This window comes from Thermococcus celericrescens, assembly GCF_001484195.1.
Taxonomy (GTDB): domain Archaea; phylum Methanobacteriota_B; class Thermococci; order Thermococcales; family Thermococcaceae; genus Thermococcus; species Thermococcus celericrescens.
The window spans coordinates 1-22,493 of record NZ_LLYW01000020.1 but is presented as its reverse complement, the minus strand read 5'-3'; the positions used below and the strand labels follow the sequence as shown (position 1 = coordinate 22,493).

Below are 22,493 nucleotides of genomic sequence, written 5' to 3'. Positions count from 1 at the left end.
TTCGAAGGGTTTTTAAACGTTTTTTAACATAAACTTGTCGACGGTAACCCTTTAAAGCTGGGTTCAAAATTTCCATAACCTGGTTTTAGGGTGGTAGCATGAGGACGCCCAGCGTGTACGTAGCCGAGGAGCTGATGCCTTTTCTGAGGGCCAAGATAGCGGAGAGACTTTACCGCGAGGGCATGAAGCAGTCCCAGATAGCCGAGTACCTCGGCATAACCCAGGCGATGGTTAGCAAATATCTGGCCGGGAAGTATAAGATGCCCCCCGCGGAGGTGGCCGAGAGGCTCGAAGACATGGCCAACGACGTGTCTTCCTTCATACTCTTCGGGGGGAGCAGGGAGGATGCGATACTCCTCGTGGCGAAGCACATTTTTGATCTGTTTCAAACCGGTTTTCTGTGCAGGTTCTATTCCGAGTACGCCGGTGTGAGCGAGGACTCCTGCAGGTCGCTCTTTGAGGTCCAGCCGCTGAGGAGCGAGATACTTGAGGTTCTGAACATGGCCCTCAACGAACTTCTCAGGGATGAAAAGTTCCCAGCCCTCATCCCGGAGGTCAGAAGCAACTTCGCCTACTCCCTTCCGTCCCCGCGGGGCATCGAAGACGTTGCGGCGATTCCCGGAAGGATAACCGCCGCCAAGGGTAAAGCCTTCGCCCTTCCGCCCGAGTTCGGGGCGAGCGGTTTTACCGCGGGCATACTCGTTAAGCTGGCCGCGATACGGCCCGAAATACGGTGCGTTCTCAACATCAGGTACGGCCGTGACATAGAATCCGCCCTGACTGCCGCGGGGTTCAAGGTCGGGAGGGTAAAACGGGGAGGCTGAGCGAGGATGAGGCCGTGAGGGTTATAGCCGATGTCTTCGGGCAGGATGCCTATGACGCAGTCGTTGACGTGGGCGGCCTTGGGGTCGAACCGCTGGTCTATATATTCGGCGAGACGCCCTTCGACGTCGTTGAGAAGCTCAAGAGGCTGGTGGGGAACCTTTGAGGAGATTTCTCTTCCTCTACGTGCTCCTTCTTCTGTTTCTGAACCTAACGCCGAGGGTTCCGTCGTCGCCCGTGGCCAACGGGGATAAACTGGCCCATTTGGTAGAATTTGCTGCTCTGGGCTTTCTTGGATGGCGTTTATGGACTTACCTCCTGCCCCTGCCCTTCCTCCTGGAGTTCCTTCAGCTCTTCATCCCCGGGAGAACGTTCTCCTTCGCAGACATGGCCGCAAACCTAATAGGCTTCACCCTCGGAGTCACCGCGGGGTGGTGGTATGACGGTTCTCACGAGGGAACTGAGGTTTCAAACGAAGGGGGAGATTGACCTCATCGACATAACCCGTGAGGTGGAGAGAATCGTTGAGGAATCCGGGATCGAGAACGGCCAGGTTCTGGTCTTTGTTCCCGGAGCGACGGGTGCGATAGTCACGATAGAGCATGAATCCGGTCTTCTGGAGGACTTCAAGCGGGCTTTGAGGGAGCTGATTCCCAAAGGCAAAGGCTACCTCCACGACAGGATAGACGACAACGCCCACAGCCACCTCCGCGCTACGCTCCTCGGGGCGAGTGAGTGCTTCCCCGTCGTTGACGGCAGGCTCGTGCGCGGAACCTGGCAGCAGATTTTCTTCGTCGAGCTGGACGTGATACCGAGGCACAGGAGGGTCGTGGTGCATGTTATGGGGGAGTGAGACTTTTGATGACCTTTTTGGATTCAAGAAACGCCGTGAAAAGGGGGTAATAACCCGCCCAAGTTCATCGGCTCCGCCTTCGGCGGCACTCCCCGGGCAGAATAAATTGGACGTTATCCCTAAAAGGCTTCCGGTGGTTTGGTCCGCGGCGGATGTGGACGGGTATCTGCTCTGGTTACCTTACTCTCCTCAGCCTTGTACTCGCGAACACAAGCAGCTCGTCGTTTACGTAGACGCTGCCGGTCATCACGGCTTCTTTATCGCTCAGAAAGTAGTAGTGCGTGGTGTTGCGCCTGCGTTCGATGGTTCCGTCCTTCCCAACTGCCTCGTAGAGCTCCACTATGTATATTTGGTCGTCGGTAATGATGCCCTCAAAGGAGTGGTTTCTGATTTCCTCGGCCGTGTTCGGGTCCTCAACCGCTTCTCCTGCCCATAACAGCCGGTTCCCTTCGATTCTCATCTGTGCAATCCCAACGTAATCGCTCTTTGTCCCATCTGGTCTCACAAAGAAGTTTCTCTGGATTATAGTGCCCTCGGGAGTGGTTTCAACCTCGATTATCATCTTTCCGCGCTGTGTGATTCCCTCCATCTGGTTAACGTAGTTTGAAAACTCCCCTTCCCAGATGCCAGTATTTTTTAAAAACGCATCGGTTTTGTTGGTATTTCCATTCATTGGTAATATTCCTCCATTATTCACTTCAAAGTTGTCAATGATGCTGTGCAGAAAGGGCAAACACCTCAAAGCTCTTTGTCACCTGAGCTCCCTCATCTGCACTACCAATTAATTCATCAATTCGTGGGATTTTTACGTATATTAACTTTCTGATTATTGTCCAGTAAGTATATATAATGTCTTGTAAGAATCAATTATTCCCAATATCAACTAACTTGGAGGGGAGTTCTGGAATGGAAGTGGTAATTCTCGGCTCTGGAGTATATAGCGGTACGCCTAAACCTCTATGCAACTGCGAGAACTGTTCTAAAGCTAGGAAGTTTCCACTATACCGAAGAACGCGCTTCTCAATTTACATTCCCAAAATTAGGGCACTGATAGATCCATCACCTGATCTGCACTACCACTTGGAGCATCTGAATGAGCGGATTGAGCACGTTTTCATTACCCACGCCCACTTTGACCACATAGGTGGACTTCCTGAACTTCAGATTTTTAAGCACATTAGGCTTTACGGGCATCCTAAAACCCTCCAGGTGGCAAGATACCTGCAAAAGCGTTTTGTAGGAGAGAGCAGATGGCGCTGGGAGTATTTTCCATTGGAGTTTAGCAGGTGGTATGACTTTGGCTTTAGGGTCTATCACTTTAAAGTTCCCCACCAGCCAATAGAAGTTGCTGGAGGGTTTATAATTAAAATTGGGAGCAAGAAGATAGCAATTACCGGCGACACCGGCCCGGAGATTCTCAATGATAGCAGGGCATTGGAGGAGATGAAAGGCGCTGACTTGCTGGTTGCGGATATGACGCATAAGCATTCAATTCCACAGGCTCATCTTGGGGTTGATGATGCAATAAAGCTCGCCCAAACTGTCAAACCAAAGAAGGCTGTTTTTGCTCACATAAGTCATGCAAATTACCCGCATGAAGAGCTTGAGGAGATGGTGAAGCCGTACATGGTGGCGAGGGACTTTATGCACATTAACATTTAAGTTGGCGAACTCACGGAAGATAGACGTATCCCTCAAAGGAATTGAGCGTAAAACAAAAGCGGGCTTTCCCTCCCAGGAATCGTGAGGGGTAGGACTCTTTCAGAATGGATATTCTTTACCTTCTCTCGATTTTGGATATTTTGGAGTTGGGCTGGATACATGGGCTTCATTCATTTTTAATCAAGAGCCACCACACATCATTTCCCTGAAACCCACACCGTCTGTAGATGATTTCGGGCTTGGTTTTATTGTTAACCTCTCCTGAGACAGTAGTAAATGCCGCACGATCTTGGAGGCGCCTGAGCAGCTCCAATACGATAGTTTTGCCTATGCCTTTTCCTCTGTACTCTGGAAGAACCTGTATCCACTCAAGGGAGCCCTCCCGAATTGTGGGATCAAACTCTGCAATTCCTAAGCCTGCAGGAGTGTTTTTCTCACTATCAATTACCCAAATCCATAGATTTGGATCAAATACTGGGTGCTTAGTCCAGCTTTTTACAATTTCGGGATTCACGTTTATGTCCTCGTAACATTTCTTGATGATATCGGCAACAATGTCAATTTCTCTCTTTATATCCACGTTGGCTATGCGAAAGCCCTGTGGTGGCTTTGTTTCTTTAATTTTCTGGTTTTTATGAATAAGCCGGAAGTACGGCCTCATCACGTCAAATTTCTCGGTGGGAAAATCCTTCAGGAAATCTTGGTGCACAAGGGCAAACTTCATACTTTCCAAACGTTTCTCGGGAATTTCTGGTGGACTTCTGTCTCGGTTCCAGTACACGTATAGAGCATCATCCTTCCATGCCTTGAGTTGCGTTACTACGCCGTTTTCAATCTTAAGGGATGTCTCAAATTTGTTAATTTCTTTTAGAGTCTTCCATAGAGCGTTTGGTAAAACTTGGCAGGGGTTTTCAGAGTATGCAGAAATGATAGCACTGCGAAAGGTAATATGCTCGGTTTCTAAAGTCAATGTAACCACGCCTCCAAAGTAGTCGGGAATTTAACTTTTGAGTGATTCAGCCACGTGGAATTTAATCCTTTCTGTCGGAGGTTTATTGCTATCGTTATTTCCTCCTTGAACTTTTCACTCTCCCAGGGGAACGCGTCTAAACCTCCGTTTTTGTCCTTAAACGCCAGCCGTCAATATCAAACCCTCCCATCTTTTCAAAGACATGGGAGATGAGCTCCTCAAGCGCTTCAACTTCCTTGTTCCTCATTGCCTTCAGGAACAGTTTAACAAACCTTTCATCGGGGGACGGCTCGAAAAGGTATGCCTTTCTGAATCCTTCCTCGGTGAACAGGCGGTAGACTTTGCTCGCTGGAGGGACTTCAACGCAGAGGAACTTTGAGTAAATTCTAAGGGTTTCGTTGAGGGCAATGTGGTACAGGTAGGGAAAGCTTGGGTCGTTCCTCTCCTTCGCGTCCTTTACGCTGTCGAGGCGGCCCATAGGCCGTACTTTGCAATCTCGACCCAAACACCATCTGGGCTCTCAAAAGGCTTTCCCATGTACTCCAAGGCTTCTTTTTTGAGCTTCTCCGGGATGCCGGTTTTATCGAAGAGCACCTTTCCGATTGCCACTATCCTCGCCGTGCACCTGCTACCCTCCTCGTGTTCCTTTTCGAAGTAGTGTTTAATCTGTCGGGCGGGTTTGCGAAGTATTCGATTAAAATACCGTCGATTATTTTGTTTCCCCTCTCGCGCCAATCAACATTATCTGAAAGGATGATGTAGACATCGACATCGGAATACTTGGTTTCCATACTTATTGCGTAGCTCCCCGTGAGCAGAGCAGCCTCAACAAAGTCTTTCTCCCTCCACTCCTCAAGGAAAATTTCCAAAGCGAGTTGCCTGTTGTTTTTGTTTGATACCTTTTCCAAATCCAGTCCCTCCATTTACCTTATCGTTTTCATGGTGCTTAAAACCTTCAATATATGTCTCCTCAGCTCATTGTATGCAATAGCTCCTGTGACGTGCCCTCTGTTTATAGTGTGCAGTTTTTTCTCGTCGTAACACTGCTTTTGTCGCTCAAATATGAGTATCCGGTCGTATCTTGCTAGCAAGGGATAAACATTATCCTTTCTGGAGCTGGCAAACTCTTCGTCAAAGTTAAGGGTCTCCTGTATTGGGTGGAGATTCTCCAATGCCGAGGTGCCACGAGCTTACCCTCGAGCCTCATCACCGCAACGCCAACGTAGTTTGTAAATTCTCCTTCCCATACTCCATTTTCCTTCAGAAATGAAGCGGTCAGGTTGATACCATTATTTTCCATTCGACGACCCCGAGAAGATGAGAGAGAACTGGAGTGAATGAAAGAAGAGAGAAGAGCTCACTCCTTCTTGACGTGCTTCTCGACGAACTCCTTGAGGACGTCCTTGAGCTTCGGCTCGCCGATCTCCTCGAGCTCGTACCTGACCCTGACGGCCGGCTTGTTGAGCTTCATGACGCGGCGGAGGTCGATGGGGGTACCCATGATGACGACGTCGGCATCGGCGCGGTTGATGGTCTCCTCAAGCTCCCTGATCTGCTTCTCGCCGTAGCCCATGGCCGGCAGGATGACGTCGAGGTGGCTGTACTTCTTGTAGGTGTCGATGATCGAGCCGACGGCGTAGGGCCTCGGGTCGATTATCTCCTTGGCGCCATACTTCTTGGCGGCGATGTATCCGGCACCGTACTTCATGCCGCCGTGGGTGAGGGTCGGACCGTCCTCGACGACGAGAACGCGCTTGCCCTTGATGAGCTCCGGCTGGTCGACGTAGAGCGGTGAGGCACCGTCGATGATGACGGCGTTCGGGTTGACCTTCTCGATGCTCTCGCGAACCTTCTGGATGTCATCGCGGTTGGCGGTGTCGATCTTGTTGATGATTATGACGTCTGCAGCGCGGAAGTTGGTCTCACCGGGGTGGTACTTGAGCTCGTGGCCGGGCCTGTGCGGGTCGGTGACGACTATCCAGAGGTCGGGCTCGTAGAACGGGAAGTCGTTGTTTCCGCCGTCCCAGAGGATTATGTCGGCCTCCTTCTCGGCCTCGCGGAGGATCTTCTCGTAGTCAACGCCCGCGTAGACAACCATGCCCCTATCGATGTAGGGCTCGTACTCCTCGCGCTCCTCGATGGTGCACTCGTGCTTGTCGAGGTCCTCGTAGCTGGCGAAGCGCTGGACGATCTGCTTCCTGAGATCGCCGTAGGGCATCGGGTGTCTTATGGCGACGACCTTGTAGCCCATCTCCTGGAGGATCTGGGCGACCTTCCTGCTGGTCTGGCTCTTTCCACAGCCGGTTCTAACTGCTGTGACCGCTATAACCGGCTTGGTGCTCTTTATCATGGTGCTCTTCGGGCCGAGGAGCCAGAAGTCGGCTCCAGCGCTGTGGGCCCTTGAAGCGAGGTGCATGACGTGCTCGTGGGAAACGTCGGAGTAGGCGAAGACGACGACGTCGATGTCGTGCTCCTTGATTATCTTCTCAAGGTCGTCCTCGCTCCATATCGGGATTCCGTTCGGGTAGAGTTCTCCGGCCAGCTCGGGCGGGTAGACCCTGCCCTCGATGTCCGGAATCTGAGTGGCGGTGAAAGCGACTACCTCGTACTCGGGATTGTCCCTGAAGAACGTGTTGAAGTTGTGGAAGTCCCTTCCGGCGGCGCCCAAAATCAGAACCCTCTTTCTCCTCTTCTCGGCCATTTCGACCACCTCAAAAGTTTTTAATCAGGCACTGGTGTATCGTTTTTGGCATTTATAACGGTTTTTGTTTAATGGTGCAAGCTCCTGGTGTGGATTATTCGGTACGGCCATCAGTGGACTGAAAAACATTCAAGCGCCGCTGGGTAATCTCCGTTTGAATTTACCTGTGGGATTAATAACCCGCCCGGCCATTCCCCAACGTCCACAACCGTTAATAATTCCTCCAACGAGAAGATGGGGCGATACCTATGCCGTCGGTGGATGTTAGAACACACACGGCCTTGCATGTGGTCAAAGGCGCCGTTGTCAAGGTTTTGGGTGAAAAGGCCAAGTGGACGACGAGCGTTTACGTGGACGGAAACCATGGAAGGGTGACCGTCAAGTTCGACAGGAAGCCGACGCCTGAAGAAATCGCCGAGATAGGGCGCCTCGCCAGCGAGAAGGTTAGGGAGAACGTTCTGGTTAGGGTCTATGAGCTTCCCAGGGAGGAGGCCGAGGAGCGCTTCGGCGAGGATATGTACGACCTCTTCCCGATTCCGCCAGAAGTTAAGACGCTGAAGGTAGTCGTCATAGAGGGCTGGAACGTGAACGCATGCAAGGAGGAGCATACCGCAACGATTGGAGAAATCGGGGAGATAAAAATCAGAAAGGTCCGGTTTAGGAAGAGCAAGGAACTGCTTGAGATCAGCTTTGACGTGCTGTAGCTCACCTAACCCACAGCGCTCCTGCCATGCCGAAGTATGTCGGGCAGGCGTAGGAGGTTTCCCTCACCCCCATCGGGACCCTCTTCAGAAGCCCGTGGAGGACGAGGAGCTGCCAGTAGCTGTCTACAAGGGCTTTTCTCACGAGCTCCTTGGGGATTTCCATGAGCTTTTCCAGCCTGTTTTCCGAGATAATCTCCATGACGAGCCTGTCGTACTCCTCGCTTTCCTTTACCTTTCCGTACGGGCCCTCCTCACTGTGCCCGTGCCCGTGGTCGGCGCTGGCTATGAACGCCACCCTCTTTTCGCTCCATTCTATGACGTCTCCAATAACCTCTCCGAAGCGAACGAGCACCTCCCTGGGCACATTTCTGGCCGGCGTCAGGAGAACGAGCGGCTTCTTTTCGAGGAAGTGCAGGGGTATCAGCTCGCCCCAGCTCAGCGGCCACCGGGAGTAGTCTCCGCTCAGCGCGGCGAAGTTCATGTCCACCACAGGCAGGCCGGCGCTCTTTGCCGATTCGTAGATTTTTCTCGCGAGCTCTTTCTCCGTTCTCCATTCGCCGGGGAGCTCCTTGCCCTCGAAGCCGAGCCACGAGACGAGGTGCTCGGCCATGACCACGCCAAGGTGGTCGCTCATCCGGACGTTGTGCGGGCTTATGAGGACGTAGGCATCGGCGTCACTGAGGGCCCTTCCTATCTTCCCGAGAACCTCGGCGAGCCTCTTCGTCTCCTCGTCTTCCGGCTCCAGGACGGGGTTTCCATGGGGCATCATCGCGGCTCCGATCAGCATGTTATCACCGGTGTTGCTACATATTTCCCGTTTATACGTTTTGCTCGGTTTTACCGTTCGCCGTTTCTTTCTGAATTTTTGCTTAGAGTAAGGCTTATAAACATTTACACCGTGGTAAATGTTTGGTGAGTGGTGTGGATTTTGGGCTATTGATGGAGCGCTACGGCTATGCGCTCCTGCTTAGGCTCATGATTGCCCTCTCGATCGGCGTTATAGTCGGGACGCTACTCTTCTGGGGTTACTTTACCAACGGTATCGCCGCGTTCTTTGTGTGGCTTTATGCTGGAGTCATGCTCCTCCTGAAGCGCCTTTATGAGTTCCTATTTGCGGAGAACCCTAATCTGCTGTCCGAGAAAAATGAGGGGAACAGGCAGCGGGCAAAGCGCTTCTTTATGAATCGTTTTTGATGCAGTTTTCCAGCCCTTCGAGCGGACACTCCCTCACCTTACCCTGCCCTGCCGTCGAGAGAGTCTTCAACCCGGAGCCAGTGAGTATCGAGACGACCTTGGCTCCGCTTGGAAGGTCGAGCTTCTCCAGTGCTGCTATACCCGTAGCACTCGCCGGCTGGACGAAGAGGCCTTCACCGGCGAGCTTCCTCTGCGCTTCGAGTATCTCCTCGTCGGAAACGGCCATACATTTCCAGTCGAAGTCCTGCATGAGCCTCAGAACCGTGTTCCCGCTCGGCGGATATGGGTTGGCTATGGCCTTGGCTACCGTTTTGGGACTCTCAAAGCGCTCGATTTTTGCCCTGCCCTCATCAAAAGCCCTGCATATCGGTGAGCAGCCCTCGGCCTGAACCGCGATAAGGGTTGGAAGCCCATCGATGAGCCCGCTCTCGTGGAGCTCGATGAAGCCCTTGGCGATTCCGCGGAAAAGGCCGCCTGAGCTGGTCGGGATTAGAACGTAGTCCGGGCTCAGTTCCTCGGCTATCTCGAACGCTATGCCCTTGTAGCCCTCGATCCGGAAGGGGTTGTCCGAGTTGATAAAATAGACCCCGAGCTTTTCTCCTAGCTTCAGGCTCTCGAAGTAGAGCCTCCCGTAGTCGCCGTGGACTCTGATGACCTCGCCGCCGTAAACCCAAACGGCCTTCAGCTTCTCGTCGCTCGCGTTTTCAGAGACGAGGATTTTGGCTTCTACTCCAAAGCGGGAAGCGTAGGCCGAAACGCTCGCCGCCATGTTGCCGGTCGATACCGTTCCGACAGCTCTGTAGCCGGCCTTGAGGGCATGGCTGATGGCCAGAAACGTCCCCCTATCCTTGAAGCTCCATGTCGGGTTTACGGTCTCGTTCTTGAGGTAGAGCCGGATTCCGAGCTCTTTGCCGAGCCGGGACTCAACCAGTGGTGTGTCGCCTTCGCCGAGGGAAAGTTCCAGAACCGGTTCCACCGGCCAGAAGTCCCAGAACCGCTCCCAGACGCTCTTCCCTATGTATGGCTCGCCCGTGAATCTTTCGAACTCCACAGGCTCGCCGCATTCACACCTCTGAACCGGTTCGTCGTAGGTTTTCCCGCAGATTGAACAGACCAGCCTCACATCAGTCCCTCCTTTCGGCGATCAGGAGAACGGAGCTTCCGTCAATTCTTATCGTGTAGTTCGCGTAGGTGTTGCCCTCCGCGAGCCTGGAGACGGTTTCTCCAAAGGCTTTCGCGGCTTCGGGGGTTGAGAAGACCACCTTCCACTGGAGGAGGTAGCCCGTCGCGTTCTGGGTTAGGAGAAGCCTATCCCCGCGCCACGCACTCGAGACGTTCCAGGCGGTTTCGTCCTTCAGCTTCGCAACGTCCCTGAGGAGGAGGTAGACGTAGTACTCGCCGAGCCTGTCTTCCTTGAGGACGCGTGAGTTTGGCGGTGCGTTCAGGGTGACGTTGAGGGGGGTAACGTTTTCGAGGTACAGCTCGGGGTGCATGACCTGCTGCGCCGAGACCGGATAGCGGCTGTAGGCCTCGTTAACGAGCTCCCAGCCGCTTTTCTCGTAGAGGTACCTCACGAAGCGGTCGCCGAAGACGTAGGGGAAGATGTGGAGGTCGGTTAGGGGATCCCCGCTCAGCGAGCGTATCTTGTGGATGGGTATCCTGTTCTTCTCGCAGTAGAGGTCTGCAACGAGGTCGGCATCGCCCTCGATGAGGGATTGAACCGCTATGGTGCCGTCGTAGGTGTCGACACCGTACTTCGCGTCGAACCACTGCTTCTGGAGCACGTGAACGCTCTCGTGGGCTATCGTCCTCCTGGCAGTGTCCGGGTCAGACATGAAGTTCTCCTGGATGATGTAGATGGTATCCCCCACCGTTGCTGCTATCCATCCTGCGCTCCTCTCAGTTTCCTTTTTGATGTACTGGTAGTCCGGCGGAAGGAGGAGGGTCATCTTGTAGGTCAGCTCCTCGGTTCTCATCCTCTCGATGTCCGCTTTGCCAGGCTTCCATTTAACTAAAGCCTCGCTCTTCGTGAGAACCACTATCTCGGGCCTCTCCTTGAAGGTGAGTTTCCTTATCCCCTGAACCTGGTCGAGTATCCCGTTTACCTCTCCGAGAACCGCGCTCGGGTTGACGGTTAGCCTCTCCACTGCGTAGAGCGCCGAGATGAGCAGGACTATCAGCCCGAGAACCGCCAGCTTTTCAGGGAGATTTCGCATGTTACCAACTCGAAAAGAGAATTAAAAAGGGCTTTGGTGCGACCGTTGAACGGTTCACTCCCTGAACTCAACGAACTCCTCCTTCATGCCGTCCTTCGTTATGACGACGACCTGGATCTTCCTATCACCGGTGTAAACGTCGCGCTTTCCGGCGGTTCTCACGGCCCTGACTGCCAGCTCTTTCGCCTCCTCTACGCTCATGTCCTTCTTGAAGCCGTCTTCAAGGATGGCTATGGCGAAGGGGCTTCCCGAGCCAGTGGCGGTGTAGTCGTCGAAGACGAGACCGCCCATCGCGTCGAGGTTGGCCAGGGTGGGCTCGTCGACGTAGCCACCTATGATTATCTGGACGAGGTAGGGGAACCACTTGTTCTCGTTCAGGATATTGCTGAGAAGGTTCGCCATCGCCCTTGTGGTCATCGGCCTGTTCCAGGTGAACTGGTAGTAGCGCGCCTCTGCTTCCAGAGTCCTTGCGAGGGCCTGCACGTCGCCGACGCTTCCCGCGGTGGTTATCGCTATCCTGTCGGTGATTGGGACTATCTTCCTGATGTTGAGGGTCTCGACCATGTGGTCGAGGGAAGCCTGCGTATCCGCGGCCAGAACAACGCCGTCTCTGGCCTTTATTCCCACGGTGGTGGTACCGGTTTTCTTAGTTTCCATTCTCTCACCCCTGACCCATCTTCTCACCCGACGTTTTAAACCTTTGCTAGACCCTTGCTAGAATGACTCTGTGACCATCTACCTCCGTTATCTTGGCCTTTCCCTGTAGACGTCTTCAGTTATCCGGGGTTCTAGCCTCCTTGGGCCGTCTCTACCGGTGCTTCTGCACCCTAAAAATAGGAAATGGAGATTTAGTCTCCTTCTCTTCCCCATGGGTTCGTGGAGTCCACGCATACCCCCGTTCTTGGGTTACATGATGGTGAGGGTACCTTGCCGTCGGTTATGACACCGAACACCAGGGGGACTTTTACCTTTGTCTTTGTTTCACTCGTGCCGACGTTAACCCCCAGAACGCTGTACATTGCGTAGCAACTCTTCCTGGGTTTTATATCAACACTGTACTCCACAAGCGATGTCGTCTTTTCTTTCTTGTGAAAACCAAAGGTTATGCTTATTGTGCTGGCGAATTTTCCGAGTTTGGGGCTTATCCTTGTCAGGTACTTTCCGGCTGCCTGGCCAATTGGAATGCTAAGACTGGAGCTTGATTTAAATCTCTCACTTTGGGATTGTCTCAGATATATAGCACTCTCCTCACCGCGAGAATAAGGTATCCAGGTCTTGTTCCATTTTGCGTTTTCGGGTATCCTCCAGATGTTGGGAGTCGTGGTGATCCTGGGAGGATTAATTCCGTTTGACTCGGTGAAATATATGCCTCTCGAGGCGGACTCTTTTATCGTGTACCTTCCAGTACTGTGGATTTTGATTGGGTAAACCATGACTATATCGATTTCTGTATAACTTCTTGTAAACCTGTCGTAGGCTGGAACCTTGGCGTTGGCCACTATGTACTCCACTCTGATGTTGAGGTAACGTTCCCAGTGGTCTGTTTCTATTGGAATGGACATTACAGATTCAAAGCTTATATCAAGCTTCCAGCCCTCGAATCTGTGCCCTTTTGACACACTAAGGGCCGTGAAGGGCCCCACGTCAATTCCGAATGTCCAGTAGCTATAAGTGCTCCTGCTGAGCTGGATGAGCCAGTGATGCTCGACTTCCTTCGCGACTCTGTTCTCAATCTTCAATCCCATCACTGAAACCCACTCGTCGAAGGTTTTTGACTTTGCCCTGCTGTCAAAATGAAGACTCCACTGTGGGTCGATGCAGTACCTTCCTCCAAAGTCTATCCAGCCCTGTGGACATGAATCCTTTGCCTGAACCTGATAGTCCCCCTTCAGGTTCAGCGTCTTTTCGCTTTCGAGCTTGATTCTGCTTGAGGTTATGCTTTTCACTCCCAGCTTTCCGTCCTCCGTGATGTAGAGTATTAGCGGGGTTGGTGGGGCGTAGAGGGCTTTTTCAGCCGTTGAGAGTTCTTTTATCCACTCGTGCCGTGGTACTTTGACGAAGGTGGGGAAGAAGCCGCCGGCTTTTCCCTTCTTCAGGACTTTAACGCTTCCGTTGGGCAGGGGGTAGTAGATGATGTAGTTGCCCGAGCCTTCGATTTTGTAGACATCGTAGCCGAGTACCCTGGTTACAGAGTCTTCGTTGCCTGCCGTGTAGTTTAAGGCCCCTACTGTGGTTCCTCCCAGGAGGATCAGCAATAAGACTACTAACAGGGGTTTCTTTCTCACCATGAGAAGTTCCCCACGTCAATTGCTCCATATTAATTTATAAAATTTACTCTTAAAGCTTAGAAAACCTGATGGGCCTTTTGTTCGTTTGGAGCCTGAGTAATATGTAGAAAAAGAACATAACTGACCTCCTTCCGGCTATCTCTTATACTGGCTTTCAAATCCCCGCTAGAAGAACCCTGTGGCCATCGACCTCTGCTATCCTCGCCTTTACCCCGTAAACTTCCTCAAGAACCTCCGGTTCCAGTTCTTCGGGGGTTCCCTCCCAGTACTTTTCTCCTTCCTTCAGGAGGACCAGCCTGTCCGCGTAGCGGAGCGCCAGGTTGAGGTCGTGGAGAACGGCCACGATTATCTTCTCCTCCTTGAGGCCCTTCAGCAGCTCCATCACCATGAGGGAGTGGTTTATATCCAGGTGGCTCGTCGGCTCATCCAGGAGTATTGCCCCGCTCCCCTGCGCAAGCGCCCTGGCCACGAGGGCCAGCTGGTACTCGCCGCCGCTCAGGTTCGTAACCGGCTCTTTCCTGCGCTCCCAGAGGCCGACGCGCTTTAAAGCCGCCTCAACGTTGCCCCTGGTTGCGTAGGCACCCATCTCAACGAACTCCTCGATGGTGAAGGCGAACTCGGGGAAGGAGCTCTGCGGGACGTAGGTTATGAGCCTTGCCCTCTCCGGCGGCCTCATTGAGAGCAGGTCCCTTCCGTCAAGCCTCACACTCCCCGTCGGTCTCAGAATCCCGACCATGGCCTTCAGCAGGGTGCTCTTTCCGGCACCGTTCGGCCCGATTATCGCGAGGAGCTCCCCCATCTCCGCCGTGAACTCGACGCTCTTCAGGACCTCCCTCTCGCCGTAGGCGAAGGAAACCCTAACCTCCAGCCTCATCGTCATGAGTACAGCTCACCCCTTTTGTGCTTCATCAGGAGGTACAGGAAGAAGGGCGCCCCCATCAGGGCGGTTATGATGCCCACCGGCAGTTCTGTCGGCTTTGCGACGGTTCTGGCGAGCAGGTCTGCGAAGACGAGGAGAACGCCTCCGAAGAGGGCGCTCGCGGGGGTCAGACTTTTGTGGTTCGGGCCAAGAAGGAGACGCATCACGTGTGGACTGACGAGGCCGATGAAGCCGATTATTCCTGCGGTTGAGACGGCGAAGGCCGTTAGAACTGCTATCGCTCCGATGAAGAGCTTTCTGTAGAGGTGCAGGTCGAGGCCAAGTGCTATGCTTTCCTCGCCCAGGAGGATGAGGTTCAGCTCGCGCCACTTCCATATCAGGAAGCCCGTCCCCAGGGCGGAGACGATGAACATCTCACCAACGTCGCCCCAGCCGGCACCGTTGAACGTTCCCATGAGCCACATCCAGGTGACGTGCGCCCTCTCGCCTTGGCTTATGATGAGGTACCACGTTACCGCGCTCGCCAGAAAACCGTATGCTATTCCCGCCAGGAGGAGGGTGTCAACGGGGACGTGGCCATCGACCCTTGAGACGGAGTAAACTATGAAGACCGAGAGCAGGGCGGAGGCAAGGGCAAGGGAGCCCATGTGCGAGGGGGCGTAGATGGCACCCAGCGCGGCCCCGATTCCGGCGCCGGCACTAACACCGATGATGTAGGGGTCAGCTAGGGGGTTCCTGAAGAGGGCCTGGGAAGCGACGCCCGCTGAGGCGAGGGAGAGCCCAACGAGATACGCCAGGAGAACCCTCGGGAGGCGGAGCTCCCATATTATCACGAAGTACCGCGGCTTTTCACCCGGGTTGGTCTGGGTGAAGTGAGAGAGCGTCGATTTTATTCCGTAGGCTATACTGGCGGTGACGTCGGACGGGCTTATGCCCACGGAGCCCACGTAGACCCCCAGGAACAGTGCGGCTGTTGAGAGCAGTGCCAGCGCGGGGAGCCATTTCCTCATGGGGTCGGATTATTTGTCCAGGCGTTTAAAGCTTTTGGTTACATTTTTCTTTTGAAAGCCTCGCCCTTTAGGGTGGGGATGCAGTAAACCACCCAACAGCCCTTCAAAGGGGAAGCAACACTCTTTTAAAGCCTAAGAATCATACCATACTTTAATATGAAGCGGGCCGTAACTCTCAAACTCCAGCCGAGCAAAGAACAAGAAAAAGTCCTCTCTGAGTTAGCCGACACTGGAGCCAAAGTCTGGAATCGGGTAAATTATCTGAGGCGACAGGAATTCTTTGAGGGTAAACCAGTGGACTTCAACAGGACGGAGAAGATTGTTTACGAGGAATTCAAGCGAGAAATCAGCTCGGCAACAGTCCAGCAAATTTGCAGGAAGAACGTTGAAGCGTGGAGAAGCTTTTTCTCTCTCCTGAGGAGCAAGAGGAACGGAGAACTGCCCGAGTGGTTCAAGCCAAAACCTCCAAACTACTTGAAGGACGATGGGGAAAGAAGACCACTAATCGTCCTCAGGAATGACCAATACAAGATTGAGGGCAATAAACTAATCCTCAAGGGCCTTGGAAAGTTTAAACGTCTTGAAGTCCAGTTTAATGGCAGAATACACCTCAAAGGCAAACAAGGGCGGTTGGAGATAACTTACGACGAGGTAAAGCGGAAGTGGTATACTCACATCAGTTTCACCGTCGGGGAGAAGATAATTGGTGACGAGTGGGTGAGAGTTCCAAGGCAACCATCGGGAAACCTCTCAGCGGGGATTGACTTGGGAGTGAACAATTTGATGGCTGTTTACGTTGAGAACGGCGAGAGTTTCTTAGTCAATGGCAGGCCGTTAAAGAGCATTGCCTTTTACTGGCGGAAGAGAATTGCCGATTACCAGTCCAAACTCAACAAGAGTGGAGTTAAAACGAGCAAGAAACTCAGGAGAATGCATGAGAAGGCTAAACTTCAGGCGAGGCATTACATCAACACTGCCGTGAGACAAACCGTCGAGAGACTTTATCAGTTAGGCGTTAGCAGAATTGTTGTTGGTTATCCGAAGGGAATCGCCAGAAACTCTGAGAGAGGCAAAAAGCAGAATTTCCTCCTCTCCCACGTCTGGCGGTTTAACACCGTGATTCAAAGGCTCAGGGAAGTTGCTGAGGAGTATGGTATTGTCGTTGAGGTGGTTGATGAGGCTTTCACTTCAAAAACGTGCCCCGTTTGCGGGAAGTCCCATGAAGGGGCTCGCTTCGTTCGGGAATTGTTTAAGTGTCCCGTGACGGGGCTTGTGTTTAATGCGGATTTAGTTGGTGCTTTCAACATTTTGAAAAAGGCAGTAAAAACGATAACCCTGAATCTGAGCGGTCTTTACGCTCAGAGGGGATAACTGGCCCAAGACCGGGCCCGAGGGGCTGAAAGCCCGTTTTTTAACGGGTTTTAATGAAGCCCCCAAACCTCTCCGCTAATGGCGAGGGGGTTAAGCCGAACCCTCGCCGTTCACGGCGGGGAGGAGGTCAGTCAATCCTTAAAAGCTTTGGTGCGTAGAATATGATATGAGCGTCTCCATCCGTCAGTTTGGGGGGAGGGTCCCACTAGCCATGGTGGCTATAAGGCCGGCCAGGCTCTTCGATATCCCCGATGTCATGAGGATAGAGCGCGAGTCCTTCAGGGAGGACTACCCAAGGGGTGTCTTCTTGGTTTTCCTGGAAAACAACCCGGACACCTTTTTGGTCGCTGAGTACAACGGCCGGGTCATCGGCTACGTCATGGGCTACCTCAGACCGGACCTTGAGGGCCACATCATGAGCATAGCCGTCGATCCGGCGTACCGGGGCAACGGCATAGGCTCCGCCCTTCTCACCGAGGTCATCGAAAGGCTCATAAACAAGGGGGCCCGCTACATAGGCCTGGAGGTTCGCGTCAGCAACGAAAATGCCATAAAGCTCTACGAGCGCTTTGGCTTCAGGCGCATCAAGCGCATAATCGGCTACTACGCCGACGGAGAGGATGCGTACTACATGCTCCTGCCTGCCGACGAGTGGGGTGGAAGGAATTGAAGGAACCGATAATCTTTCAGCTCAGCGGGGATAGGGTCTTCAGCGAGAGGGAGAAGGCGATAAACCAGTTCTACAACAAGCGCTATTTCGGCGAGGTCGTGAACGGGAAGCTCTTCCTCTCGCTCATAGAGGCGGCTTATCTGATGGAGAAGGGCAAGATACGGGTTTTCAACGGCGAAAAAGAGCTTTCTTTTCAGGATTTGGTCGAACTCGGGAGGAAGAGGGACGACCAGTTCGACATAAAGCTCCTCGTCTACACCGACCTGCGCGACAGAGGGTACACGGTGAAGTCCGCCCTCAAGTTCGGCTCCCACTTCAGGGTTTACAGGCGCGGAATGGACGAGCACTCCCAGTGGCTGATATGGGTGGTTCCAGAAAACCTCCGCTTTTCCCCTAACGACATCACTGCCCGCGTGAGGGTTGCCCACGGCGTCAGGAAGAACATGGTGATGGCCGTCGTCGATGAGGACAACGACGTGGTGTACTACAAGGTCGAGTGGGTGAAGTTCTAAAAGAAAATGATGGAATGGGGTTCACTTCAGGAACCCGGTCTTCTTTCCGAGGTCCTCGAAGGCATCCAGCACGTACTGGAGGTCCTCCTTGCTGTGGGCCGCGGAAGGCTCGAGCCTTATCCTTGCGGTTCCGAGCGGGACGGTCGGATAGACGATGGCCTGAGCGAAGATGTTGTACTCGTCGTAGAGCCTCTTCGAGAACTCCTGGGCGCGCTTCTCGTCGTAGAGCATGACCGGGGTAATCGGGTGCTTGGTTCCTCCGAGGTCGTAGCCGAGGTCTCTCAACCCGTTCTGGAGGAAGTGGGTGTTGTCCCAGAGCTTCTTAACCAGCTCGTCGCTCCTCTGGAGGATTTCGACGGCGGCTATTGCAGCGGCAACGTCGGGCGGGTTCGGGGCGCTTGAGAAGAGGAACGGCCTTCCGCGCTGGCGGAGGTAGTCTATGGCCTCCTCCGGGCCGGCGACGTAGCCACCTATGACACCAAAGGCCTTGCTCAGCGTACCCATCTCGAAGTCAACGCGGTCATGGAGCTTGAAGTGGTCAACTATACCCCTGCCGCTATCACCGAGGACACCCTCACCGTGGGCGTCGTCGATGTAGAGCATCGCGTCGTACTGTTCGGCCAGCTCCGCCATCTCAGGAACCGGCGCGAGGTCACCGTCCATCGAGAAGACACCATCGCTGACGATGATTTTCTTCTTCTTGTCCTTGTTCTCCTCGAGGCGCTTCTTGAGGTCCTCCATGTCGAGGTGCTTGTAGATGACCTTCGGAGCGCCACTGAGGCGCATTCCGTCGATGATGCTTGCGTGGTTGAGCTCCTCGCTGATGAAGACACCGTCGTCCTTCTTCGTGAGGAGGGCGCTTAAAGCCCCGAGATTGGCGTTGTAGCCGCTCTGGAAGAGTATCGCAGCTTCCCTCTTCTTGAACTTCGCCAGCTTCTCCTCCAGTTCGACGTGAAGCTCCATGGTACCGGCTATGGTTCTAACCGCTCCGGCACCGACGCCGTAGTCGAGGATGGCCCTTATCGCGGCCTCCTTTATCTTGGGGTGGGCGGCCAGGCCGAGGTAGTTGTTTGAACACATGTTGAGAACGCGCTTTCCGTCAACGACGACCCAGGGACCCTGGGAGCTCTCGAGCTTTCTTATGGTTACATACAAGCCCTTGTCCTTGAGCTCTTTGAGCTCTTCCTTAATCCAGTCCAGCTTTGCCATGAGAACCACCGGTCGTTTTTTGGTCATCGAGGTATAAAAGTTTTGCAGTGCCCCCTTTGGTGCAGCCGCTGAACACGGCCCCCGCGAGGGGAGCGCCACGCACCGGTAACCTTAATATCCCCAAGTGCCGTTTAGATTTGGGTAGGTGATAACCATGCCGGATGAAGTTCAGGAGGTTAAGATCCTCGAAAAGCCATGGGTTGAGAAATACAGGCCCGCGAGGCTCGATGACATCGTCGGTCAGGCTCACATAGTCAAAAGGCTCAAGCACTACGCCAAAACCGGTTCCATGCCGCATCTTCTATTCGCAGGCCCTCCTGGCGTTGGAAAATGCCTCACAGGGGATGCGAAGGTGATAGTCAACGGCGAGCTCACGACCATAGGGGAGCTGGTTGAAAGGCTGGGCAACGGCAGATTCGGCCCGACTCCAGTCGGAGGTCTCAGGGTTCTCGGCGTTGATGAGGATGGCAAACTGACAGAGTTGCCCGTTGAGTACGTTTACAAGGACAAAACCGATGAGATCGTCAGAATAAGGACTAGATTAGGTAGAGAACTCAAGGTCACCCCCTACCATCCGCTCCTTGTGAACAGAAAGAATGGGGAGATAGCCTGGGTTAAGGCAGAGGAACTCAAACCCGGCGACAGGCTTGCGGTTCCGCGCTTCCTCCCTGCGATCCCTGAGGAAGATCCCCTCGCCGAGTGGCTCGGCTACTTCATCGGCGACGGCCACGCCGATTCAACAACAAACGCAATAACCTTCACCAACACCGACGAAAGGCTGAGAAAGCGCTTCATGGAGCTGACCGAGAGGCTCTTCCCGGATGCTAGGGTTAGGGAGAGAATCCACAAAAACCGCACTCCGGACGTTTACGTGAACTCAAAGATGGCGAAGAGACTCGTTGAGACCCTCGGCCTAGCGGGCAGAAAAGCGGACAGGGTTTACATACCCAACCAGGGATGGAAGGGCCTTCGCTCCTTCCTGAGGGCCTACTTCGACTGCGATGCGGGAGTAGAAAACAACGGCATAGTCCTCTCAACCGCGAGTAAAGAAATGGCGGAGCAGGTCTCCTATGCACTGGCTGGGCTTGGAGTGGTCGCCAAAGTTAGGAACAAAGTCGTTAGGAGGCGCACATACTACTACGTCGTAATCTCTGGCTCCAAAAACATCTCACGCTTCCTCTCGGAGGTCGGCTTCTCGGTGGAAGAGAAGAGGAGAAAAGCTGAGGCGTTGATTAAGAGGCCGAACCCCAATATCGGCTCGCTCTATGCCGACAGGGAGCTGATTTCCTACGTCAGGAACAGGCTTGGGCTGAACTTCTACGACGACAAAATCAGATGGAGCCCGGAAAAAGCCGGGAGGATAGCCTGGGAGCTTATGAAGGAAATCTACTATCGCCTCGACGAGCTGGAAAGGCTTGAAAATGCTCTGTCAAGGAGCATCCTTATAGATTGGAACGAAGTGGCCAAGAGGAGAAAGGAAATAGCCGCGAAGACGGGAATAAGAGCCGACCGGATTCTGGAGTACATAAAGGGCAAGCGGAAGCCGAGCCTGAGGAACTACCTCAAGATTGCAGAGGCCCTAGGAATCGAGCTCGAGGAGACAATAGAGGCCATGAGACTCTTCGCCAAAAAGTACTCCAGCTACGCCGAGATTGGAAGGCTTGTCGGTACATGGAACTCAAGCGTTAGGATAATCCTTGAGAGCAACACGGAGAAGATAGATGCCCTTGAGGAAATCAGAAAGGCCGAACTGAAGCTTTTAAAGGGTATACTCAACGATGAAAAGCTCAAGAGGGGCGTTGCTTACCTGATCTTCCTGGCCCAGAACGAGCTTCTCTGGGACGAGATAGCAGAGGTCGAGAAGCTAAAGGGTGACTTCGTGATCTATGACCTACACGTGCCGGGTTACCACAACTTCATCGGCGGTAATCTTCCGACGGTTCTCCACAACACAACGGCTGCTCTGGCCCTCGCGAGGGAGCTCTTCGGCGAGGGCTGGAGGCACAACTTCCTTGAGCTGAACGCGAGCGACGAGCGCGGAATAAACGTCATCCGCGAGAAGGTCAAGGAGTTCGCGAGAACCAAGCCGATTGGCGGGGCGAGCTTCAAGATAATCTTCCTCGACGAGGCAGACGCTTTGACCCAGGACGCCCAGCAGGCGCTGAGGAGAACGATGGAGATGTTCTCGAACAACGTCCGCTTCATCCTTTCCTGCAACTACTCGTCCAAGATTATCGAGCCCATCCAGAGCCGCTGTGCAATCTTCCGCTTCAGGCCGCTCAACGACGAGGACGTGGCCGAGCGCATACGGTACATAGCGGAGAACGAGGGGCTCGAGCTGACGGAGGACGGCCTTCAGGCCATACTGTACGTTGCCGAGGGCGATCTCAGGAGGGCAATAAACGTCCTGCAGGCGGCCGCGGCGCTCGATAAAACGATAACCGATGAGAACGTCTTTCTCGTGGCGAGCAGGGCCAGGCCGGAGGATGTGCGTGATATGATGAACCTGGCACTGGAGGGCAACTTCCTCAAGGCGAGGGAGAAGCTCAGGGAGATTCTCCTCAAGCAGGGCCTCAGCGGCGAAGATGTGCTAATCCAGATGCACAGGGAGGTCTTCAACCTGCCGATTCCCGAGGACAGGAAAGTTGCACTGGCGGACAAGATAGGGGAGTACAACTTCCGCCTCGTTGAGGGCGCCAACGAGATGATACAGCTCGAGGCTCTCCTGGCGCAGTTCACCATAATGGGCAAGTGATGGCCATGCCGAGGGAAGTGCCCTGGGTCGAGAAGTACCGGCCGAGACGGCTGGATGAGATAGTCGGTCAGACCAAGGCCATAGAGCAGGTCAAGGCCTGGATAGGGGCGTGGCTGGAGGGGAAGCCCCCGAAGAAGAAGGCTCTCATCCTCGCGGGACCGCCCGGGACCGGTAAGACGACCACTGTCTATGCCCTGGCCCGAGAGTACGGTTTCGAGGTCATAGAGCTTAACGCGAGCGACGAGAGGACGTACGAGAAGATAGAGCGCTACGTTCAGGCCGCTTACACTATGGACATCCTCGGAAAGAGGCGGAAGCTCATATTCCTAGATGAGGCCGACAACATCGAGCCAACGGGGGCGAGGGAGATAGCGAAGCTCATCGACAGGGCGAGAAACCCCATCATAATGAGCGCCAACCACTACTGGGAGGTTCCCAGGGAGATACGGGGCAGGGCGCAGATAGTGGAGTACAAGCGCCTGACCCAGCGCGATATTATCAAAGCCCTCGCGAGGATACTCCACCACGAGGGCAAGAGGGTTCCAAAGGAACTGCTCTACGACATAGCCAAGCACGCGGGCGGCGACCTCCGTGCCGCGGTGAACGATCTGCAGACCGTCGTCACGGGCGGGTCGAGGACGCGGCCCAGGTTCTGGCCTACCGCGACACCGAGAAG

At 53.9% G+C, this 22,493-nt stretch carries 24 protein-coding genes and 2 pseudogenes; 12 read left to right on the top strand and 14 right to left on the bottom strand.

What is annotated here, in order from left to right; all coding sequences use genetic code 11:
• Nucleotides 1-98: 98 nt before the first annotated feature.
• From APY94_RS06185 to APY94_RS06175, 4 genes are read left to right on the top strand one after another with little or no spacing between them, the layout of a single operon-like run.
• Nucleotides 99-824 carry a thiamine-phosphate synthase family protein gene (locus APY94_RS06185; protein ID WP_342667075.1) on the top strand — a complete coding sequence of 242 codons (726 nt, stop codon included), beginning with the start codon at nucleotides 99-101 and terminating at the stop codon, nucleotides 822-824.
• A 14-nt stretch (nucleotides 825-838) separates the two neighbouring features.
• Complete coding sequence (locus APY94_RS13945; protein ID WP_342667074.1) at nucleotides 839-988, top strand: thiamine-phosphate synthase family protein; 150 nt, start codon at nucleotides 839-841, stop codon at nucleotides 986-988.
• Nucleotides 985-1,311 carry a VanZ family protein gene (locus APY94_RS06180; RefSeq protein WP_058938799.1) on the top strand — a complete coding sequence of 109 codons (327 nt, stop codon included), beginning with the start codon at nucleotides 985-987 and terminating at the stop codon, nucleotides 1,309-1,311. The genes APY94_RS13945 and APY94_RS06180 overlap by 4 nt, the downstream gene beginning before the upstream one ends.
• Nucleotides 1,262-1,675: a secondary thiamine-phosphate synthase enzyme YjbQ gene (locus APY94_RS06175; protein ID WP_058938798.1), complete on the top strand. Its 414-nt coding sequence runs from the start codon at nucleotides 1,262-1,264 to the stop codon at nucleotides 1,673-1,675. The genes APY94_RS06180 and APY94_RS06175 overlap by 50 nt, the downstream gene beginning before the upstream one ends.
• A 175-nt stretch (nucleotides 1,676-1,850) precedes the next feature.
• Here APY94_RS06175 and APY94_RS06170 read toward each other — a convergent pair whose 3' ends face one another.
• The gene (locus APY94_RS06170) at nucleotides 1,851-2,348 is read right to left on the bottom strand and encodes a hypothetical protein (RefSeq protein WP_058938797.1); all 498 of its coding nucleotides are present in this window, start codon (nucleotides 2,346-2,348) and stop codon (nucleotides 1,851-1,853) included.
• Between the two features lie 233 nt (nucleotides 2,349-2,581).
• Between APY94_RS06170 and APY94_RS06165 the strand changes: the two genes are divergently transcribed.
• A complete protein-coding gene (locus tag APY94_RS06165; RefSeq protein WP_058938796.1) occupies nucleotides 2,582-3,337 on the top strand; it encodes an MBL fold metallo-hydrolase in 756 nt (251 codons plus the stop codon).
• 166 nt (nucleotides 3,338-3,503) lie between these two features.
• On the opposite strand, the gene APY94_RS06160 is transcribed toward APY94_RS06165, so the two are convergent.
• The 5 genes from APY94_RS06160 to APY94_RS06145 form a co-directional block, all read right to left on the bottom strand.
• On the bottom strand, nucleotides 3,504-4,316 hold the full coding sequence (locus APY94_RS06160; RefSeq protein ID WP_157065484.1) for a GNAT family N-acetyltransferase: 813 nt from the start codon (nucleotides 4,314-4,316) through the stop codon (nucleotides 3,504-3,506).
• Nucleotides 4,317-4,443: 127 nt separating this feature from the next.
• On the bottom strand, nucleotides 4,444-4,785 hold the full coding sequence (locus APY94_RS13645) for a hypothetical protein (protein WP_245610424.1): 342 nt from the start codon (nucleotides 4,783-4,785) through the stop codon (nucleotides 4,444-4,446).
• On the bottom strand, nucleotides 4,764-4,916 hold the full coding sequence (locus APY94_RS13640) for a hypothetical protein (protein ID WP_245610423.1): 153 nt from the start codon (nucleotides 4,914-4,916) through the stop codon (nucleotides 4,764-4,766). Before APY94_RS13640 ends, APY94_RS13645 begins: the two co-directional genes overlap by 22 nt.
• Nucleotides 4,916-5,230 (bottom strand): nucleotidyltransferase domain-containing protein, encoded by a 315-nt coding sequence (locus tag APY94_RS13635; RefSeq protein WP_245610422.1) that lies wholly within the window; start codon nucleotides 5,228-5,230, stop codon nucleotides 4,916-4,918. The genes APY94_RS13640 and APY94_RS13635 overlap by 1 nt, the downstream gene beginning before the upstream one ends.
• A 434-nt stretch (nucleotides 5,231-5,664) precedes the next feature.
• Entirely contained in the window at nucleotides 5,665-7,008 is a 1,344-nt protein-coding gene (locus APY94_RS06145; RefSeq protein ID WP_058938793.1) for a cyclic 2,3-diphosphoglycerate synthase, read from the bottom strand.
• 248 nt (nucleotides 7,009-7,256) lie between these two features.
• Between APY94_RS06145 and APY94_RS06140 the strand changes: the two genes are divergently transcribed.
• The gene (locus APY94_RS06140) at nucleotides 7,257-7,712 is read left to right on the top strand and encodes an alanyl-tRNA editing protein (protein ID WP_058938792.1); all 456 of its coding nucleotides are present in this window, start codon (nucleotides 7,257-7,259) and stop codon (nucleotides 7,710-7,712) included.
• A 1-nt stretch (nucleotide 7,713) separates the two neighbouring features.
• On the opposite strand, the gene APY94_RS06135 is transcribed toward APY94_RS06140, so the two are convergent.
• On the bottom strand, nucleotides 7,714-8,499 hold the full coding sequence (locus APY94_RS06135) for a DODA-type extradiol aromatic ring-opening family dioxygenase (protein ID WP_058938791.1): 786 nt from the start codon (nucleotides 8,497-8,499) through the stop codon (nucleotides 7,714-7,716).
• Nucleotides 8,500-8,624: 125 nt separating this feature from the next.
• Between APY94_RS06135 and APY94_RS06130 the strand changes: the two genes are divergently transcribed.
• Nucleotides 8,625-8,906: a hypothetical protein gene (locus tag APY94_RS06130; protein ID WP_157065483.1), complete on the top strand. Its 282-nt coding sequence runs from the start codon at nucleotides 8,625-8,627 to the stop codon at nucleotides 8,904-8,906.
• Here APY94_RS06130 and thrC read toward each other — a convergent pair.
• From thrC to APY94_RS06100, 6 genes are all read right to left on the bottom strand, one after another.
• Complete coding sequence (gene thrC, locus APY94_RS06125) at nucleotides 8,890-10,029, bottom strand: threonine synthase (protein ID WP_058938789.1); 1,140 nt, start codon at nucleotides 10,027-10,029, stop codon at nucleotides 8,890-8,892. The genes APY94_RS06130 and thrC overlap by 17 nt on opposite strands.
• A gap of 1 nt (nucleotide 10,030) precedes the next feature.
• Entirely contained in the window at nucleotides 10,031-11,122 is a 1,092-nt protein-coding gene (locus tag APY94_RS06120) for an eCIS core domain-containing protein (RefSeq protein WP_058938788.1), read from the bottom strand.
• A gap of 54 nt (nucleotides 11,123-11,176) precedes the next feature.
• Nucleotides 11,177-11,779, bottom strand: coding sequence for an archaeal proteasome endopeptidase complex subunit beta (psmB, locus tag APY94_RS06115; protein WP_058938787.1), 603 nt, complete (start codon nucleotides 11,777-11,779; stop codon nucleotides 11,177-11,179).
• A gap of 191 nt (nucleotides 11,780-11,970) precedes the next feature.
• Nucleotides 11,971-13,410, bottom strand: a complete 1,440-nt coding sequence (locus APY94_RS06110) for a hypothetical protein (protein ID WP_058938786.1) — start codon at nucleotides 13,408-13,410, stop codon at nucleotides 11,971-11,973.
• Nucleotides 13,411-13,564: 154 nt separating this feature from the next.
• Nucleotides 13,565-14,284, bottom strand: coding sequence for an ABC transporter ATP-binding protein (locus APY94_RS06105; RefSeq protein WP_058938808.1), 720 nt, complete (start codon nucleotides 14,282-14,284; stop codon nucleotides 13,565-13,567).
• 2 nt (nucleotides 14,285-14,286) lie between these two features.
• The gene (locus APY94_RS06100) at nucleotides 14,287-15,300 is read right to left on the bottom strand and encodes a FecCD family ABC transporter permease (RefSeq protein ID WP_058938785.1); all 1,014 of its coding nucleotides are present in this window, start codon (nucleotides 15,298-15,300) and stop codon (nucleotides 14,287-14,289) included.
• A gap of 156 nt (nucleotides 15,301-15,456) precedes the next feature.
• On the opposite strand from APY94_RS06100, the pseudogene APY94_RS06095 reads away from it, so the two are divergent.
• The 3 genes and pseudogenes from APY94_RS06095 to endA form a co-directional block, all read left to right on the top strand.
• A pseudogene (locus APY94_RS06095) lies at nucleotides 15,457-16,761 on the top strand (RNA-guided endonuclease InsQ/TnpB family protein); the annotation flags it as partial.
• Nucleotides 16,762-16,837: 76 nt separating this feature from the next.
• Nucleotides 16,838-17,341, top strand: a complete 504-nt coding sequence (gene rimI / locus APY94_RS06090; RefSeq protein WP_058938783.1) for a ribosomal protein S18-alanine N-acetyltransferase — start codon at nucleotides 16,838-16,840, stop codon at nucleotides 17,339-17,341.
• Nucleotides 17,338-17,853 (top strand): tRNA-intron lyase, encoded by a 516-nt coding sequence (gene endA, locus APY94_RS06085; protein ID WP_058938782.1) that lies wholly within the window; start codon nucleotides 17,338-17,340, stop codon nucleotides 17,851-17,853. The genes rimI and endA overlap by 4 nt, the downstream gene beginning before the upstream one ends.
• 21 nt (nucleotides 17,854-17,874) lie before the next feature.
• Here endA and APY94_RS06080 read toward each other — a convergent pair whose 3' ends face one another.
• Complete coding sequence (locus APY94_RS06080) at nucleotides 17,875-19,062, bottom strand: glycine C-acetyltransferase (RefSeq protein WP_058938781.1); 1,188 nt, start codon at nucleotides 19,060-19,062, stop codon at nucleotides 17,875-17,877.
• A gap of 154 nt (nucleotides 19,063-19,216) precedes the next feature.
• On the opposite strand from APY94_RS06080, the gene APY94_RS06075 reads away from it, so the two are divergent.
• Together APY94_RS06075 and APY94_RS06070 are read left to right on the top strand one after the other, a co-directional pair.
• Complete coding sequence (locus APY94_RS06075; RefSeq protein WP_058938780.1) at nucleotides 19,217-21,817, top strand: replication factor C small subunit; 2,601 nt, start codon at nucleotides 19,217-19,219, stop codon at nucleotides 21,815-21,817.
• A gap of 5 nt (nucleotides 21,818-21,822) precedes the next feature.
• Nucleotides 21,823-22,493 (top strand): annotated as a pseudogene (locus APY94_RS06070) (AAA family ATPase); the annotation flags it as partial.